General features: G+C 28.3%; 18 protein-coding genes. 14 read left to right on the plus strand and 4 right to left on the minus strand.

The features are described 5' to 3' along the window. Positions 1-82 precede the first annotated feature (82 nt). A complete protein-coding gene (locus ACYUEX_RS00670) occupies positions 83-859 on the minus strand; it encodes a DeoR/GlpR family DNA-binding transcription regulator (RefSeq protein ID WP_460286103.1) in 777 nt (258 codons plus the stop codon). Beyond that, positions 846-1,679, minus strand: a complete 834-nt coding sequence (locus tag ACYUEX_RS00675) for a hypothetical protein (protein ID WP_460286104.1) — start codon at positions 1,677-1,679, stop codon at positions 846-848. Before ACYUEX_RS00675 ends, ACYUEX_RS00670 begins: the two co-directional genes overlap by 14 nt. Before the next feature lie 479 nt (positions 1,680-2,158). On the opposite strand from ACYUEX_RS00675, the gene ulaG reads away from it, so the two are divergent. From ulaG to fsa, 10 genes are all read left to right on the plus strand, one after another. After that, positions 2,159-3,223 (plus strand): L-ascorbate 6-phosphate lactonase, encoded by a 1,065-nt coding sequence (ulaG, locus tag ACYUEX_RS00680; RefSeq protein ID WP_411169785.1) that lies wholly within the window; start codon positions 2,159-2,161, stop codon positions 3,221-3,223. Between the two features lie 83 nt (positions 3,224-3,306). Continuing rightward, on the plus strand, positions 3,307-3,747 hold the full coding sequence (locus ACYUEX_RS00685) for a PTS sugar transporter subunit IIA (protein WP_460286105.1): 441 nt from the start codon (positions 3,307-3,309) through the stop codon (positions 3,745-3,747). Positions 3,748-3,773: 26 nt separating this feature from the next. Then, positions 3,774-5,234, plus strand: a complete 1,461-nt coding sequence (locus ACYUEX_RS00690; protein WP_460286106.1) for a PTS ascorbate transporter subunit IIC — start codon at positions 3,774-3,776, stop codon at positions 5,232-5,234. A 370-nt stretch (positions 5,235-5,604) separates the two neighbouring features. Next, a complete protein-coding gene (locus ACYUEX_RS00695; protein ID WP_460286107.1) occupies positions 5,605-5,898 on the plus strand; it encodes a PTS sugar transporter subunit IIB in 294 nt (97 codons plus the stop codon). Positions 5,899-6,007: 109 nt separating this feature from the next. After that, a complete protein-coding gene (locus tag ACYUEX_RS00700; RefSeq protein ID WP_460286108.1) occupies positions 6,008-7,048 on the plus strand; it encodes a hypothetical protein in 1,041 nt (346 codons plus the stop codon). A gap of 124 nt (positions 7,049-7,172) precedes the next feature. Next, positions 7,173-7,871: an L-ribulose-5-phosphate 4-epimerase gene (locus ACYUEX_RS00705; protein ID WP_460286109.1), complete on the plus strand. Its 699-nt coding sequence runs from the start codon at positions 7,173-7,175 to the stop codon at positions 7,869-7,871. 19 nt (positions 7,872-7,890) lie between these two features. Then, positions 7,891-8,754, plus strand: a complete 864-nt coding sequence (locus ACYUEX_RS00710) for an L-ribulose-5-phosphate 3-epimerase (protein WP_460286110.1) — start codon at positions 7,891-7,893, stop codon at positions 8,752-8,754. Position 8,755: 1 nt separating this feature from the next. Further along, the gene (locus tag ACYUEX_RS00715; protein ID WP_460286111.1) at positions 8,756-9,565 is read left to right on the plus strand and encodes a transketolase; all 810 of its coding nucleotides are present in this window, start codon (positions 8,756-8,758) and stop codon (positions 9,563-9,565) included. Between the two features lie 9 nt (positions 9,566-9,574). Continuing rightward, entirely contained in the window at positions 9,575-10,498 is a 924-nt protein-coding gene (locus ACYUEX_RS00720) for a transketolase family protein (protein WP_460286112.1), read from the plus strand. A 116-nt stretch (positions 10,499-10,614) separates the two neighbouring features. Next, positions 10,615-11,259 carry a fructose-6-phosphate aldolase gene (gene fsa, locus ACYUEX_RS00725; RefSeq protein ID WP_411169793.1) on the plus strand — a complete coding sequence of 215 codons (645 nt, stop codon included), beginning with the start codon at positions 10,615-10,617 and terminating at the stop codon, positions 11,257-11,259. Positions 11,260-11,330: 71 nt separating this feature from the next. Here fsa and ACYUEX_RS00730 read toward each other — a convergent pair whose 3' ends face one another. Next, entirely contained in the window at positions 11,331-12,173 is an 843-nt protein-coding gene (locus tag ACYUEX_RS00730; protein WP_460286113.1) for a Cof-type HAD-IIB family hydrolase, read from the minus strand. A 187-nt stretch (positions 12,174-12,360) separates the two neighbouring features. Between ACYUEX_RS00730 and ACYUEX_RS00735 the strand changes: the two genes are divergently transcribed. After that, positions 12,361-12,915, plus strand: coding sequence for a sigma-70 family RNA polymerase sigma factor (locus ACYUEX_RS00735; RefSeq protein WP_460286114.1), 555 nt, complete (start codon positions 12,361-12,363; stop codon positions 12,913-12,915). 134 nt (positions 12,916-13,049) lie between these two features. Here ACYUEX_RS00735 and ACYUEX_RS00740 read toward each other — a convergent pair whose 3' ends face one another. Further along, positions 13,050-13,622 carry a sigma-70 family RNA polymerase sigma factor gene (locus tag ACYUEX_RS00740; protein WP_460286115.1) on the minus strand — a complete coding sequence of 191 codons (573 nt, stop codon included), beginning with the start codon at positions 13,620-13,622 and terminating at the stop codon, positions 13,050-13,052. 344 nt (positions 13,623-13,966) lie between these two features. Here ACYUEX_RS00740 and ACYUEX_RS00745 point away from each other — a divergent pair, with 344 nt between their 5' ends. The 3 genes from ACYUEX_RS00745 (at position 13,967) to ACYUEX_RS00755 (ending at position 16,745) form a co-directional block, all read left to right on the plus strand. Further along, a complete protein-coding gene (locus ACYUEX_RS00745) occupies positions 13,967-14,689 on the plus strand; it encodes a CpsB/CapC family capsule biosynthesis tyrosine phosphatase (protein WP_460286116.1) in 723 nt (240 codons plus the stop codon). Positions 14,690-15,407: 718 nt separating this feature from the next. Continuing rightward, the gene (locus tag ACYUEX_RS00750; RefSeq protein WP_460286117.1) at positions 15,408-16,082 is read left to right on the plus strand and encodes a YveK family protein; all 675 of its coding nucleotides are present in this window, start codon (positions 15,408-15,410) and stop codon (positions 16,080-16,082) included. A 9-nt stretch (positions 16,083-16,091) separates the two neighbouring features. Then, on the plus strand, positions 16,092-16,745 hold the full coding sequence (locus ACYUEX_RS00755; protein ID WP_460286118.1) for a CpsD/CapB family tyrosine-protein kinase: 654 nt from the start codon (positions 16,092-16,094) through the stop codon (positions 16,743-16,745). Positions 16,746-16,754: the final 9 nt, after the last annotated feature.

Below are 16,754 nucleotides of genomic sequence, written 5' to 3' on the forward strand. Positions count from 1 at the left end.
AATTAAATACAAATTATAATTAATAAAGTAGCATTTTTGTGCTACTTTATTAATTTATCTATTAACTTTAGAATAATTAAATTTAAATTGAATTTTCATTATAATCAATTATGATTGATTTAACTCCAGCAGAGTTAAGTTCAGATATTTTTTTAGGATCTGCATCTGAGTCAGTAATTAAATAATCAACATCAGATATTTTACCACTAGAAAAATTATGATGAATTCCAATTTTGTTGCTTGTAGTAAGTATATATACAGGACCAGTGCAACGCTTTATCATTTCTTTATTTATTGTAGTTTCTTGTATAACAGAAGTACTTATTCCGTAATCAGGCTTTATTCCGGAAACTCCCATAAAGCATTTGGTAGATGTTATGTTTGAAAGTACTTGCATTGCTAAATCCCCAATCATAGAATGCTTTCTACCATAAACTTCTCCACCGGTTAATATTAAATATATATTAGATGGCAAATTCTTTTCAAGAGCTCTACCATTATTAGTTACAACTGTAACTCTCTTATCTTCTAAATAATCTAGTATAGAAATAGCAGTAGAACTAGAATTTATAAAAATTGTATCTCCATCCTCAACTAAAGAAGCTGCATATTTTGCAATAGATTGTTTTTTTATCTTAACAATGTCAGTTTCATTAGAAACCTCATCTTCTAATATTTTAGCTCCGCCGTAATATCTAAGAACCAAACCCATAGATTCAAGTTCTTTAAAATCTCTTCTTATTGTAATAGGAGCTGTATTAAATAACTCAGATAACTCTTCAGTTTTAGCTTCTTTATTTTGAGTCAAATAATCAATTATCTTTTGTTGCCTTGGTGAAAGTGAATTATACAATCCCATTATAGATGTCCTCCGATCTTTTAGGTTTTATTTTAAAAATAACTTCAGATTTGTATGTTATATACATTGAAGTAGTATTATTCTTTATATCATCTAAATAGATTTTAGCACTAATAAAATCATTATCATAGATTTTTAGCAAAGATAAATTGAAAAAATGTAAATATTTCTCACGATTATTTAATAAGGTCACATTTACCTTTTTGAAATACTTTTTAGCTAACACATAATCCTTTTGATAAAGGTTATATATGCCAGAAATTTCATTCCAGGATAAAATAGGAGCAATCTTTTTTCTTACATCTTTTCTATCTTTCAAGTCCATACATTTATTATAATATTCCTTAACCTTTTTACTATTATCAAGGCTTATATAAGATAGAAATAAACTATAGTAATAAATTAATAGTAAGTCATAAGATGCTTTAAAAGGCTTTATTGTAACCTTTTCTAGTAATTCAATTATTTCATTGTGCTTATTCAAATCACTAAAAGCTAAAAGTTTATAAACTAAAATAGATTTTCTATAGCTTTTAAGTAAGTCATACTTGTCTAGCTTAGATAAAGTTTCTAAACCATTAACAGGATTACAGCTTACAGTAAGTTCATTAATAGCTTTTTTATAAAGCTTATCCAAATATTCATGTAAAAATACAAAAGATATCATTATTAATGAAAATAATAAATAAACAAGTTTTAGTCTAATATCAGTAGAAGTAGAAATTAAATAAATCATATATATTACAAATAATATATAAACTAAATAATCTAAATACCGTTTATTTTTCTTACTTAAAGAATACCAACCTTTTTTACCCATGAAAATTCCCCCTCTTATAAATTGTTAAGAAAATATTATTACTTATTATAAGTATAAAAAATTAAAGATGAACAAATCAGAATCTCTTCATGATTGTAATAAAAAAATCATTATATACTACTTAAAAATATAAAATGAACAAATTAAAGTTTAATTATGATTGTTTGTATCTTTATTATAGAAGAAAAGAACATAAAAATCAATTAAAATAAGAAAAAATAAAAAGAATATAAAAAAAGGTGTTGATTTTTGTGAAAAAATAGATTATTATAAAGATACAAACAAGATAAACAAACCAAAAGAACCAAAAGAACAAAAATAATAATAAAAATTAGAAATAAAGTAAAAAGCAACAATCAAAAAGAACATTAAATCAAAATTAAGAAACAAAAAAACAAAAAGATAAAACAATAAAGAAATAAAATAACAAATTTACAAAGTAATAAATTAAGGATGCATATATTTTAGGAGGTATAGCAATGTCACAAGTAGAAAAAATTACAAGAGAATCATGGGTTTTAAATACATTTCCTGAATGGGGAACATGGTTAAATGAAGAAATCCAAGAAGAAAAGGTTGCACCTGGAACTTTCGCTATGTGGTGGTTAGGTTGTACAGGAATTTGGGTTAAAACAGAAGGAAATACAAATATATGTGTAGATTTCTGGTGTGGAACTGGAAAGAAGACTAGAAAGAACCCTTACATAGATCCAGAACATCAAATGGCAAGAATGTGTGGAGGAAAGAAGTTACAACCGAATTTAAGAGTTACTCCTTTCGTTCTAGATCCATTTGCAATAAAGGAAATAGACGCTGTAATTTCAACACATGACCACAATGATCATATTGATGTAAACGTTGCTGCAGCAGTTATGCAAAACTGTGATTCATCAATTCCATTTATAGGACCACAAGCTTGCGTAGATAAATGGGTATCTTGGGGAGTTCCAAAAGAAAGATGTATAGTAGTTAAACCTGGAGATACAGTAAAAGTAAAAGATATAGAATTAGTTGCATTAGAATCTTTTGATAGAACAGCATTAATCACAGCGCCACCAAAAGGAAATTTAGTAGGAACAATGCCAATAAATATGGATATAAAAGCTGTTAACTACTTAATTAAAACACCAGGTGGAAATATATATCACTCAGGAGACTCTCATTACTCAAACTATTATGCAAAACACGGAAATGACCACAAAATAGATGTTGCATTAGGATCTTACGGTGAAAATCCAAGAGGTATAACAGATAAGATGACATCTGTGGATATATTAAGAATGGCAGAATGCTTAAATACTCAAGTTGTAATTCCATTCCACCATGATATATGGTCAAATTTCCAAGCTGATACAAATGAAATATTAGCACTATATGATATGAAAAAACACAGATTACAATATAAATTCAACCCATATATTTGGCAAGTTGGCGGTAAATTTGTTTACCCAGCAGATAAAAATAATAGAGAATATCATTATCCAAGAGGATTTGATGATTGTTTCTCAGTTGAAATTAATACTCCATACAACTCATTCCTATAAAACTAGATATTTTGCAAGCTAGGTATATATCTAGCTTGCAAAGTAAAAACTAAAGAAGTACATGAAGAAGGGGAGTAATCTATATGTTAAAAGAGCTAATAGATAATAAAAGATATTCATTCCATAAAGAATTTAATAATTGGGAAGATGCAGTTCAGGCTGCGTGTAAACCTTTAATTGAAGAAGGAGTAATTGAAACAAGCTATGTAGATTCAATAATAGAAAATGTAAAGAGCTTTGGGCCTTACATAGTTATTGCTCCTAATATATGTATTCCACATGCACAAGAAGGAAAGGGGGTAAATGATACTGCAATTTGTTTCATGAGAACAGAAAAACCTGTTCACTTTGGAGAGACGGCAGAGCATGATGCAAGACTATTCTTTGTATTAGCATCAACAGATAATGAAAAACATATGCAAAATTTAGTAGAACTATGTGAATTAGTAGAAGACCAACAAGTTGTAGAAAAATTACTAAACTCAAATTCAGCACAAGATCTAAAAGCTTTATTAAAAAATTAAAATCAAAAGTTTAAGGGGGATTTTAAATGGATTTTATAGTTTCTATATGGCAATTTTTCCAAGTTAATATTTTAACACAACCAGCATTCTTTGTTGGATTTATAGTACTTATTGGTTACTTATTATTAAAGAGACCTATATATGAAGCGTTTGCTGGATTTATAAAAGCAACAGTTGGTTACTTAATCTTAAATGTAGCAGCGGGGGGACTTGTAAATAACTTTAGACCTATATTAGCAGGACTTAAAGATCGTTTCAATTTAACAGCAGCAGTTATTGATCCTTACTTTGGGCAAACAGCAGCTCAATCAGCTATTGAAAGTGTAGGTAGATCATTTTCAATGATGATGCTTGTTTTACTTGTAGCATTTATGTTTAATATATTATTAGTATTATTTAGAAAAGTAACAAAGATTAGAACAGTGTTTATAACAGGACACATAATGGTTCAACAATCATCAACAGTTTTATGGCTAGTAATTTTCGCTTTCCCACAATTACAAGATACGAAAGTAGTACTTATGATGGGATTACTTCTAGGAACATATTGGGCAGTTTCTTCTAACCTTACAGTTGAAGCATGTCAAGAGCTTACTGAAGGTGGAGGATTTGCAATAGGACATCAACAAATGTTTGGAGTTTGGTTAACAGACAAAATTGCAGGAAAAGTTGGTAATAAAGAAAAGTCTATTGAAGATTTAGAATTACCAGGGTTCTTATCAATATTTAATGATAACGTTGTCGCAACTGGTACATTAATGATGTTATTCTTTGGAGCAATAATGCTTATATTAGGACCAGATCTATTACACAAAATAGATGCAGGATTTAAAGCAGATAGAAACTTTATATTCTACATTATGGAAAAATCACTTAACTTTGCAGTTTACCTAAGCATATTACAACTTGGGGTTAGAATGTTCGTAGCAGAACTTACTGAGTCATTCCAAGGTATATCAAACAAATTACTTCCAGGTTCAATGCCAGCAGTAGACTGTGCAGCAGTATATGGATTCGGACATCCAAATGCAGTAACTATAGGATTTATATTTGGAGCTATAGGACAATTTATAGCAATCTTAGGATTAATCGTATTCAAGAGCCCAGTATTAATAATAACAGGTTTCGTACCAGTATTCTTTGATAATGCTACTTTTGCAGTGTTTGCGAACAAAAAAGGTGGTTTAAGAGCAGCTATGATTATACCATTTGCATCAGGAGTAATCCAAGTTATAGGTGGAGCTTTTGCAGCATACTACTTCCAATTAGCACAATTTGGAGGATGGCATGGAAACTTCGACTTTGCAACAGTTTGGCCAGTAATTGGTATATTAATGAACAAATTACAATACGTAGGTGTAGCTATCTCTATATTAGCATTACTAGCTATTCCACAAATTCAATATATGAAGAACAAAAAAGGATACTTCAAGTTAGCAGAAAATTATGATGAATATATGGCTGAAAAAGCAGCTGGAGAAATTTAATAATTTATAACTGATTAAAAATAAGTAAACCATAACTAAATAACTTACTATTTAGTAAAAATATATTAAGTAATAACACTCATATTAAAATAATAAATAGCTTAAAATTAGCTAACCACAATATATTATGCACTATAATAATATACTCCTTAACATTTTTGGCACTTTGTTAAAATTGTGGTTAGCTAATATAAATAGCTAATGCCAACAAATAAAAATAAATGTAAGCAATACAAATAATATAAACAAAGAAAAAATATTAAATCGAAAGCAATTAAAAATTTACATAAATAAATTTAAGCATCAAAAGAAATAGGATCTTTAAACATTAAAAGAAATAAAATCTATATGAAATTTTGGAGGGATTATTATGTTAAAAGTAATAGCAGCATGTGGAAGTGGAATGGGGTCAAGTCAAATTATAAAAATGAAAATAGAGAAGATATTTAAAAAATTAAATATCCAAGTTACTATAAAACATTCAAGCGTTGGAGAAGCTAAAACTCAAGCATCAAACTATGATGTAGTGTTTTGCTCAGATGCTTTAAAAAGCAACTTTAAGAGAGCAGAAGAAGCTGGAACAATAGTTATAGGACTTAGAAATTTATTATCAGAGCAAGAAATAGAGCAAAAGATTATAGATAATGTAGTAAACAAAAAATAATTTATCTACAAATTAATAAATAAAATAAAGAGGTTAATTTATATTAACAAGCTTAACAGAAGAATAGTTAACAATAGTAACAAAAAAGTAGTATCAGGGGGAGAAAGATATGAAATTTGAAAAGAAATTTCTTACAAACTTGCATAGGTGTTATGCAACAAGTAGTACTGTAATTGATGGAGAAAGATATATATTACTAGCAACAGAAGGAGAAGGTCCTTGTTATAGCTATAGAGGAGAAGAATTTGAACAAAATACAGTTTGGGATGGACCAGGTGGAACAATGTCTATGATACCTGTGCCAGGAAAAAATGGAGATTTTTTAGCAGTACAAAACTTTTTTCCAACTTTCCAATCAGAAAATGCAACTATAGTATGGGCAAAACCAAATGGAAGTGGTGAGTTCGAAGTAAAGACTTTATTTAAAATGCCATATGTTCATAGATTTGATATATTATCAGCTGGAGATAAGCACTATTTTATAGGAGCTACTTTATGCACAACAAAAGAATTTAAAGATGACTGGAGTAATCCAGGAAAAATATATGTAGCAGAAATTCCGGAAGATTTAAATACTCCTTTTGAATTTAAAATTATAAAAGAAGGATTAACTAAGAATCATGGATACTGTAGAACTACATGGAATGGAAAAATGGCAGGACTTGTAACATCTGAAGAAGGAGTTTTTGTAGTAACTCCACCTCAAAAAGATGGAGACGAGTGGTCAGTAGAACAAATAATGAATAGACCAACAAGTGATATTGCCGTTGTGGACATCGATGAAGATGGAGAAGACGAATTAGTTACAATTGAAGACTTCCATGGAGGAAACTTCTTAATAAATAAAAAAATAGATGGAGAATATAAAACTATATACAAATATCCAAAAGAAATGGACTTTGGACATGTAGTATGGGGTGGAAAATTAAGAGGAATCCCAATTATAATTGGTGGATACAGAAGAAATGAAAAAGAATTATTTATTATCCAATGCGATGATAAAGAAAAGCTTACATTTAAAACACAAGTTATTGAAGCAGGGGTAGGACCAAGTAATGTTGCAGTAATAAATGAAGAAGATAGAGATATAATAATTTCAGCAAACAGAGAACTTGGAGAGGCTGCACTTTACTTTGTAACAGAAGAATAAAGTAATAAAAAACTATAGACAGTAAATGGAATAAAGGCATCTTAGGAGGTATACGAATTAAAAAGTTCTATACCTCTAAATTTAGAAAAAAATAGTATTTTCTATTTATAAAGGAGGAATATTTATGCTAGAAGAACTAAAAAAAGAAGTTTATAAAGCAAATATGCTTTTGCCAAAATATGAATTAATTACATTCACATGGGGAAATGTATCAGCAATAGATGGAGAAAAAGGCTTGATAGTAATAAAACCATCAGGTGTTGAATATGACGAAATGGGTCCAGAAGATATGGTTGTAGTTGACTTAGATGGAAATGTTGTAGAAGGAAAGTACAAACCTTCATCAGACACTCCAACACATATAAGACTTTATAAAGAGTTTAAAAATATAGGAGGAGTAGTTCATACACATTCAAGATGGGCAACTATTTTTGCACAAGCTGGAAAGAGCGTAATACCATATGGAACTACTCAAGCAGATTACTTCTATAATGAAGTTCCATGTACTAGGGATATGACTCCTGACGAAATAGGGAATAACTACGAATACAACACAGGAGAAGTTATAGTAGAAACATTTAACAATCTAAACCCAGATTTTATACCAGGAGTTTTAGTTAAAAACCATGGACCATTTACTTGGGGAAAAAATGCAAATGAAGCAGTTCATAATGCAGTAGTTTTAGAAGAAATTGCAATGATGGCATGGAACACTGAAATATTAGGTGGAACTTATATAAAGAAAATGCCTCAAGAGCTTATTGATAAACACTTTATGAGAAAACATGGTCCTAATGCATATTATGGACAAACTTCTAAATAAAAGTTAAGGAGGTATATATATGAGCTTTGAATATACATTAGGCTTATACGAAAAATCAATGCCTAATACTTTAAACTTCAAAGAAAAATTACAATGTGCTAGAGAATGTGGCTTCGATTATATGGAAATAAGTATAGATGAAACTGATGAAAAACTAGCAAGACTTGATATGACTAAAGAAGAAAGATTTGAAATAGTAAAGGCTATGTTTGAAGTTGGACTTCCGATAAGAACAATGTGCTTAAGTGGACATAGAAAATATCCTTTAGGAAGTTTAAATGAAGAAACAAGAAATAGAGCCTTAGAAATAATGGAAAAAGCAATAGACATAGCTTATGACCTTGGAATAAGGGTTATTCAAATAGCTGGCTATGATGTTTATTATGAAGAAAGCAACGAAGAAACAAAAGAACTTTTCATAAAAAATCTAAAAAAATCAGTAGAAATGGCATCAAAAAAAGGGGTAATCCTAGCCTTTGAAACTATGGAAACAGATTTCCTAAATACAGTAGAAAAAGCAATGGAATACGTAAATTTAGTAAACTCACCATATCTTCAAGTTTATCCTGATTGTGGTAATGTAACTAATGCTGTGTTAAATACAGAAAAAACAGCTAGTGATGACTTTAAAATAGGAAAGGGACATCTAGCAGCAGTACATCTTAAAGAAACAGTTCCAGGAAAATTTAGAGAGATACCATTTGGAACAGGACATGTAAATTTTGAAGATATAATAGAAACTTCATTAAACTTAGGAGTTAGAAAATTTACAGCAGAATTCTGGTATGTAGGAAATGAAGATTGGAAAGAAGTTATAAAGAACACAAGAAAATTTATGGATATAAAATTCAAAAGTGTTCTAAGTAACAAAGGGGGAAAGTAACTTGAATAAAGATTATTTAATAGAAGTATCTAAAGAAGTAAGAAAAAATATAATTAATATGATTCACAGTGCAAAATCAGGACATCCAGGTGGATCACTATCCTGTGCAGATATAATGACATACTTATTCTTTGAAGAAATGAGCATAGATCCTGAAGATCCGAAGATGGAAAGTAGAGATAGGTTCGTTTTATCAAAAGGTCATGGAGCACCAGCTTTATATAGCGTACTTGGAGAAAAAGGCTTCTTTGATAAAAGTGAATTTACTGGACTTAGAAAAATAGGAAGACTCCTTCAAGGACATCCAGATTCTAAGCATATCCCAGGAGTAGATGTTTCAACAGGATCTCTTGGTCAAGGTATATCAAATGCAGTTGGAATGGCTTTAGGTTTAAAATTAAGTAACCAAGAAAGCAAGGTTTACTGCCTATTAGGAGATGGAGAAATACAAGAAGGTCTAGTATGGGAAGCTTCAATGTGTGCAGCTCACTATAAATTAAATAATTTAGTAGCTATATTAGATTATAATGGCTTACAAATTGATGGTAAAAATGATGATGTAATGACTATTTCTCCAGTAAAAGAAAAATTTGAAAGCTTTGGCTGGACTGTAATTTCATGTGATGGACATGACTATGATGCTATAGATGAAGCTTTTAAAAAAGCAAATGAAGTAAATGGACCAGCTATGATTATAGCTAAAACAGTTAAAGGTAAAGGCGTAAGCTTTATGGAAAACCAAGCAGGATGGCATGGACAAGCACCTAATGATGAGCAACAACAATTAGCTATAAAAGAGCTAGGTAACTAGGAGGTTAATATGGGAAAAGCAACTAGGGAATCTTATGGAGCGGCACTAGCAGCTATAGGTAGAGAAAATGAAAATATAGTGGTTTTAGATGCTGACCTTTCAAAATCAACAAAAACAAATATATTTTTAAATGAATTTCCAGATAGATTTTTTAACGTAGGAATAGCAGAACAAAATTTAATGGGAGTAGCAGCAGGTTTAGCTAATGTAGGAAAAATACCATTTGCAAGTACATTTGCAGTGTTTGCAACAGGAAGAGCCTTTGAAATAATAAGAAATTCAATTTGTTATCCAAAGATGAATGTTAAAATAGCGGCAACTCATGCAGGAATAACAGTTGGAGAGGATGGAGGCTCTCATCAATCTATAGAGGATATAGCATTAATGACAGCACTACCTAATATGACAGTAATAGTACCAGCTGATGATAAAGAAGCTATGGAAGCAGTAAAAGCAGCAGCAGAAATAAATGGACCAGTATACTTAAGATTTGGTAGATGTGCAACACCAGACTTATATGATGAAAACTATAAATTTGAAATAGGAAAAGGATCACTTTTAAAAGAAGGTAATGATATAACTATTATTGCTACAGGTATGATGGTTGCAAAAGCTTTAGATGCAGCTAAGATTCTAGAAGAACAAGGAATAAATGCAAGGGTTATAAATATGGCAACTATAAAGCCAATAGATGAAGAAATAATTATAAAAGCAGCTAAAGAAACAAAAGGAATAATAACAGCTGAAGAACATTCTATTATAGGTGGTCTTGGAGATACAGTAAGCGCAGTAGTTTGTAAGAACTCTCCAGCAAGAGTAGAAAAAGTAGGAATAAATGATGTTTTTGGAGAGTCAGGAACCCCAGATGAATTAATGGAAAAATATAAACTAACAGCAGAAGAAATAGCTTCAAGAGCTAAAGCAATATTATAAAATAACCTGTTTAATAAAACAGTATAATTAACATTATAAATTGCCATAACATAGCTAGAGTATAAGATAATTAATCTACAAAATAAAAATGGCAAAGCCTTAGGAGGAGTTAATATATGAAAATTTTTATAGATACAGCTAATGTTGACGAAATAAGAAAAGCAAGCAAGCTAGGAGTGCTAGCAGGAGTTACAACTAATCCATCTTTAATAGCAAAGGAGGGAAGAGATCTAAAAGAAGTAATAGAGGAAATATGTGAAATAGTAGATGGCCCTATAAGTGGAGAGGTTATATCTTTAGAGCATGAAGCTATGATTAAAGAAGGAAGAGAATTATCAAAACTTCATAAAAACATAGTAATAAAAATTCCTATGTGTGAAGAAGGATTAAAAGCAGTTAGTGTTTTATCAAAAGAAGGAATAAAGACAAATGTAACATTAATATTCTCTCCACTACAAGCCTTACTTGCAGCAAGAGCAGGTGCATCTTATGTAAGCCCATTCTTAGGTAGATTAGATGATATAGGAAACCCAGGAATAAATATAGTTAAAGAAATAGCAGAAATGTTCAAAATACATAATATAAATACAGAAATAATATCTGCTAGTGTAAGAAATCCAATGCATGTTTTAGAATGTGCATTAGCAGGATCACATATAGCAACAATTCCATACAATGTAATAGTACAAATGACAAAACATACATTAACAGATATAGGAATAGAAAAGTTCTTAAAAGACTACGAAAATATGAATAAATAAAAAGTATAGGCTATATCACTTAGAGTTGATATAGCCTTTTTGAAATTTTATGTAAATTTATCTAATATCCCTTACTGTCCTAAAACAAACTTTTCAATGGCTTTAGCAACGCCATCATTATCATTAGTATCAGTTACAAAATCTGATATATCCTTAACCAGTTGAAGTCCATTTCCCATTGCAACTCCAAGTCCAGCAAACTTAAGCATTGAAATATCATTTTCAGAGTCACCTATGCACATAATTTCTTCACTTGGTATATGAAGAGAATCAGCTAAGTAAGCTACAGCATTTCCCTTAGAAACATTTCCAATCATTATTTCAAAATTATTTGTACCAGAGCTAACTATGTGAAGTTTATCCTTGTAAATTGATTGAAGCTCTTCTTTAGCTCTCCAAAGCTTCTCTTTATTTTCATCTTCGACGATTATTACTTTGAGAAGGTTACCTTCAAATTCATTTATAGCAGATATAAAATCCTCATTTACTATAAAATTAACCTTTTTTCCTTCAGGTAAATCCTTATTCATAGTTTTATAAGCATGGCCTTCAGGAATTTCAGCATCTCTAATAAAAGTATTCCAACTATTAGAGTTAACAATTAAATCATGTTTTTTAATAATTTTATAAATGTCGATTAACATATCTTTAGGGATAGGACATTCAAGTATAGGATCATCTTCGTACTTATTTTTAATATAAGCACCATTAGAAGCTATAACAGGGGTATCAATTCCAAGTAAATCAGAGTAATATCTTGCAGAGCAAAAAAGTCTTCCAGTAGTAACAGCTATATTAATACCCATTTCTTTAGCTTTTTTTAGGGCATTCTTATTTTTTTCACTTACTTCATGTTTACTATTAAGTAAAGTACCATCCATATCTATGCAAATTAGTTTAATATTTTGCTTCATATATAAAATCCTCCTAGTAAAAATATAAGTTTAAAAAACTCTTTATCACTAGTATAATCTAAAATTCAAAAAAATAAAAATTTTATTAAAATAAAGCATTCTGTCATAAATTGCGATAATAATATGTGGAACAACGAACATGTGTTTGATATAATTTAATTGTAATAAATTTGAGGGAGATGAATTTATGAATCAATTAATCAAAAAAGCTAAACAAGGGGATAAAAAAGCAATGGAAGAAATACTAAATAGTTTTGAGCCATTAGTTTACAAAACTTCAATTAGCTACTATATATACGGCTGCGATACAGAAGATATTAAACAAATAACAAGGCTTACAATAATTAAATTAGTAGATAAGTTTAACATTGACTTAAGTGGATCCTTTCCGGCTTATGTACAAAAGGGAATAAGAAACCAAATGTATAAAGAAATAGAAAAGGCTACTAAAAAATACTATGACAATAAATTGAATAAAGAAATAGTCTCCTCAATAGATATAAAAGAAATAGTAGATAAAAATACTAATATAACTGAAGATTATATAAAAAAAGAATTGAGAGAAAGTTTATATAATATTATAGAAAAGCTAAACTCTAGTGAAAAGGCTTTACTTAACTCACTATATGTAAAAGGAATAACCTTAAAGGATTACTCAAAAAGTCAAAATATAGAGTACCATAAAATGAGATATATGAAAGATAAGATAATAGAAAAGTTAAGAAAGGAAGTAGTTATTTAAAGTATAATTTTTAAAATTTTTATGAAAGTATAAAAGTTTAAAGTTTTTAAAATGTGATTACAAGTGTGGAGAGTAATTTTATGGTGACTTGGAGCGAAGAGACGGAACAAAGAAAATTACTCTCCTCACTTGTATTAATACACATTAAGCGTTATACTTTTTAATTTATGAAGAGCTCTCTTTTTTAAGCAACTACAATAATAATAATCTTTATCCTTTAAAATACTGTACTTAGAAAGGTTTGGTTTTTTATTAGATATATAAAGAAATTCAATTAACTCCCTTTCCTCAGGATCTAAATAATCTAAAGCTAAATATAGCCTTTCATATAAAATATCATTAATTACATCTTCTTCAGGGTTAATGTCTGTATCTATTATACTGTTTCCTAACTCATAACCATCATCAGTAGTTTTATTTAAACTAAACTCATCATTATATTTAATTTCCCTTCTACAAATATATCTAAAACCATTTTTAATTGCCCAAAGAGCATAAGAAGGAAAACTACTAGCCTTTTTAGATAAATCAAATTTATTTATAGCATTAAGTAAATTTACAATACCAATTTGAATAAGATCATCAAAGGATTTGTTCTTAAGATAAATTCCTTTAGCTTCTTTTATTATTAATGGATAATACATTTTTATTATTTCTTCCTTTGCAAAAGAATCCTGATTTTTTGCTTTCTTTAATAAATCCTCCATAAAATTCTTCTCTCCTTTAATATAAAAATTTATTTCATTAAATAAATATCCTAAAAAAATATGTTTTGAGAAAAAAATTAAAAAAAATATTTAGTTAAAATAATACAAAAAATTGGAAATTTACTCCAAATACATTAATCTAGTTATAAACAATATTAAATAGAGGAATAAAAACAATTAAATATATGATAATAGAGTATATATTAACTGAATTTGAACCAATATATAACAACAAATATATAAATTTACTATTAATATGTCTAAAGATGTAGAAATAAAGTTGTGGTTTAAAGAAAATTTTAAACTTATAATTAAAATATGATATATGGGAGCGGGGGGATAAAATGTTATTTGCAAATTTAATTTTTAAGGATTTGGTCATACGAGGAGAATTTAAATCAACATATTTACTTAAAAAGATAGATGAAGCAATTAAGTGTAATATAAAAAGATTAGTTTTAGCACCAGCATATTATGATATAGAAAGTAAAACTAGCATAGATGAAGTTAGTAATATTGTAGAAGAGTTAAATTCTTACTTAAAAGCTAAAAATGTAGATTTAACCTTATATTCAGCTAATCTATTAAGAGATAACTATGAAAATGTAAAAGACTATATAAGTGGTGATGCAGGAAGCATAAATAATAGTAACTATATTTTACTTGATGTTGAGGAATCTAATAAAATAGATGAGCTTTTAGAAATAGTTTTTGAGTATAGATTGCGTAATTTAGTACCTATAATAGTTAGTCCGGAAAAAATAGAAGAAATAATAGAAGATAACAAAAAGATAGAAAAGCTTTTACAAGAAGATTGCCTTTTTCAATTAGATCCAGGAAGTTTGCAGGGGATTTATGGGAAAAAGGTTCAAAAGGCAGCAAAGGCTTTAATAAAAAAAGATGTTTATCAATTTGTTGGATTTGAAGAAAAAATAGAAAAAGAATTTATAGATAAACAAATAATAGATTTAAGTAAAAAGAGTTTATTTATTTTAAAACCAGAAGGTAGAGGGCCTAGAAAACTTTTAAAAGATTCTAAAAAGAAAAAGGTTGGATTTTTTAAATAAGATATTCAGTAAATAACTGAATATCTTATTTTTTATGCAACGAAATGAATAGGTTTTTAAAATTTATAAAAATGAAATGTATATTTATTAAAAAAGCATTTTATTATTATAGTGATAGTCTAGGATACGACAAAAAAATACATTTAATAAAAATGAATTAAATAAAATTAAAAATAGAATTTAAGTAGAATGAATTATAGATAATATTTTTTTATAAGTAAAAGGTTTAACAAAGAAAGAAAACATATAATTTTGCATGAAAAATATGTAAAGTTCTAATTTTTATCGATGAAATATATAATTTTATTAAATAAAAATTTGCAAAAAAATTAATGGAGATGATATTCAAAAATACATCTATGTCGAATGATTTAATTTAGCTAAATATGTAGATAATTTTTTAGGAGAAAATCATAACAAAACAGTGTATTTATGGTATAATTTTATATTGTTGAATAAGTTTATAGATAAAGCAATAAATTTACTATGAATAATTATTCAAAATAGCTGTATAATTATAAAAAATAATATTAAATTAAAAAACAAACAAAATATACATTTAATTAAGTAATATATAAGGAAGTTTAAATAGAAAATTAAATAAGAGTAAATTTACTATTTAATTTAAGTGTTAAAACGTGTAAAAAAATAGGATTTAATGTTATAATAAGCCTATAATGTAATTTTGTAATGTAATTATGGTTTAGGAGGAATTTAATTGGAAGAACAAGTAATAAGATTAGACGAATTATTTGAAGCCTTAAAAAAGAAATGGTTAATGATATTTACAATTACAATAATAGCTACAGTAATAGTAGCTGCGTTAAATTTTTTTGTAATAAAACCTAAATACGAGGCCTCTACAAAAGTGTTTATAGGTAAAGAAGGAGAAAATCAAGCTTATAATCAAAATGATGTTCTTATGTATCAAAAGCTTATGAAAACATATTCTGAAGCAATAAAAACTAAGGATTTAGTTTCAAGAAGCATAGATAATACAAGTTTTAACTTAAAGCCAGAAGGAGTTTTAGCAAATTTAACTGTAGTACCAGTTGCAGATACACAAATACTACAAATTAAATATAAAAGTACTAATCCTCAAGAAGCAAAGGAAGTTATAAGCGAAATAACAGATGAATTTATAAAAACATCTAAAGATTTAGTTCCAAATGGAAATATAAAAGTAATAGAAGAAGTTCAGTTCCCAGAAAAACCAGTAAGTCCAAATAAAAAAATGAATATAGCAATAGCATTTTTACTTGGATTAATGGTAAGTGTAGGGTTAGCATTCTTATTAGAATTCTTAGATAATACCTTTAAAACTAAAGAACAATTAGAAAGAGAGTTAGATATCCCGGTAATTGGAACGATACCTAACGTGAAGGAGCTTTAGGAGGATAATATGTTTATAGTAGAAAAAGAACCAAAATCTATAGCAGCAGAAACCTATAGAACTTTAAGAACAAATATACAATACTCATCCTTTGATAAAGAATACAGAGTAATAATGGTTACAAGCTCAGAGCCGGGTGAAGGAAAGTCAACTACTTCAGGAAACCTTGCTTTATGTTTAGCTCAAGGAGATAAGAAGGTTATATTAGTAGATTGTGATTTAAGAAAGCCTTCAATACATAAGAAATTTAGAATTTCAAACATAGTAGGTTTATCAGATGTAATTATAGGAAAAGAAGATTTAACTACAGCTATGCATAGATATAATAAAAATTTAGTAATTTTAACTTCTGGTAAAATACCACCAAACCCATCAGAAATGCTTTCATCAAAGGCAATGACTACTTTAATAGAAAATCTTAAAGAAAACTTTGATTATATAATTTTAGATACACCGCCAGTACAAGCTGTTACAGATTCACAAATTCTGTCAACAAAGGCAGATGGAACAATTTTAGTAGTAAGAGCAGAAAAAACAAAAAAAGATTCAGTTCAAAATGCAATTGGTCTTTTAAAGAAGGTAAACGCACATGTTATTGGAACAGTACTAAATGGAGTAGATAACTCAAGAAATAAATACTATTACTATTACGGAGAAAAATAAATATTATAA

It is taken from the genome of Clostridium sp. CTA-7, from assembly GCF_054768095.1.

Excerpts from the sequence above, each read along its gene's own strand:
- ACYUEX_RS00720 (WP_460286112.1), top strand. The coding sequence starts at position 9,575 with ATGGGAAAAGCAACTAGGGAATCTTATGGAGCGGCACTAGCAGCTATA.
- ACYUEX_RS00735 (WP_460286114.1), top strand. The coding sequence starts at position 12,361 with ATGAATCAATTAATCAAAAAAGCTAAACAAGGGGATAAAAAAGCAATG.
- ACYUEX_RS00675 (WP_460286104.1), bottom strand. The coding sequence starts at position 1,679 with ATGGGTAAAAAAGGTTGGTATTCTTTAAGTAAGAAAAATAAACGGTAT.
- ACYUEX_RS00695 (WP_460286107.1), top strand. The coding sequence starts at position 5,605 with ATGTTAAAAGTAATAGCAGCATGTGGAAGTGGAATGGGGTCAAGTCAA.
- ACYUEX_RS00740 (WP_460286115.1), bottom strand. The coding sequence starts at position 13,622 with ATGGAGGATTTATTAAAGAAAGCAAAAAATCAGGATTCTTTTGCAAAG.
- fsa (WP_411169793.1), top strand. The coding sequence starts at position 10,615 with ATGAAAATTTTTATAGATACAGCTAATGTTGACGAAATAAGAAAAGCA.
- ACYUEX_RS00700 (WP_460286108.1), top strand. The coding sequence starts at position 6,008 with ATGAAATTTGAAAAGAAATTTCTTACAAACTTGCATAGGTGTTATGCA.
- ACYUEX_RS00685 (WP_460286105.1), top strand. The coding sequence starts at position 3,307 with ATGTTAAAAGAGCTAATAGATAATAAAAGATATTCATTCCATAAAGAA.
- ACYUEX_RS00755 (WP_460286118.1), top strand. The coding sequence starts at position 16,092 with ATGTTTATAGTAGAAAAAGAACCAAAATCTATAGCAGCAGAAACCTAT.
- ulaG (WP_411169785.1), top strand. The coding sequence starts at position 2,159 with ATGTCACAAGTAGAAAAAATTACAAGAGAATCATGGGTTTTAAATACA.
- ACYUEX_RS00690 (WP_460286106.1), top strand. The coding sequence starts at position 3,774 with ATGGATTTTATAGTTTCTATATGGCAATTTTTCCAAGTTAATATTTTA.
- ACYUEX_RS00730 (WP_460286113.1), bottom strand. The coding sequence starts at position 12,173 with ATGAAGCAAAATATTAAACTAATTTGCATAGATATGGATGGTACTTTA.
- ACYUEX_RS00710 (WP_460286110.1), top strand. The coding sequence starts at position 7,891 with ATGAGCTTTGAATATACATTAGGCTTATACGAAAAATCAATGCCTAAT.
- ACYUEX_RS00670 (WP_460286103.1), bottom strand. The coding sequence starts at position 859 with ATGGGATTGTATAATTCACTTTCACCAAGGCAACAAAAGATAATTGAT.
- ACYUEX_RS00705 (WP_460286109.1), top strand. The coding sequence starts at position 7,173 with ATGCTAGAAGAACTAAAAAAAGAAGTTTATAAAGCAAATATGCTTTTG.
- ACYUEX_RS00745 (WP_460286116.1), top strand. The coding sequence starts at position 13,967 with ATGTTATTTGCAAATTTAATTTTTAAGGATTTGGTCATACGAGGAGAA.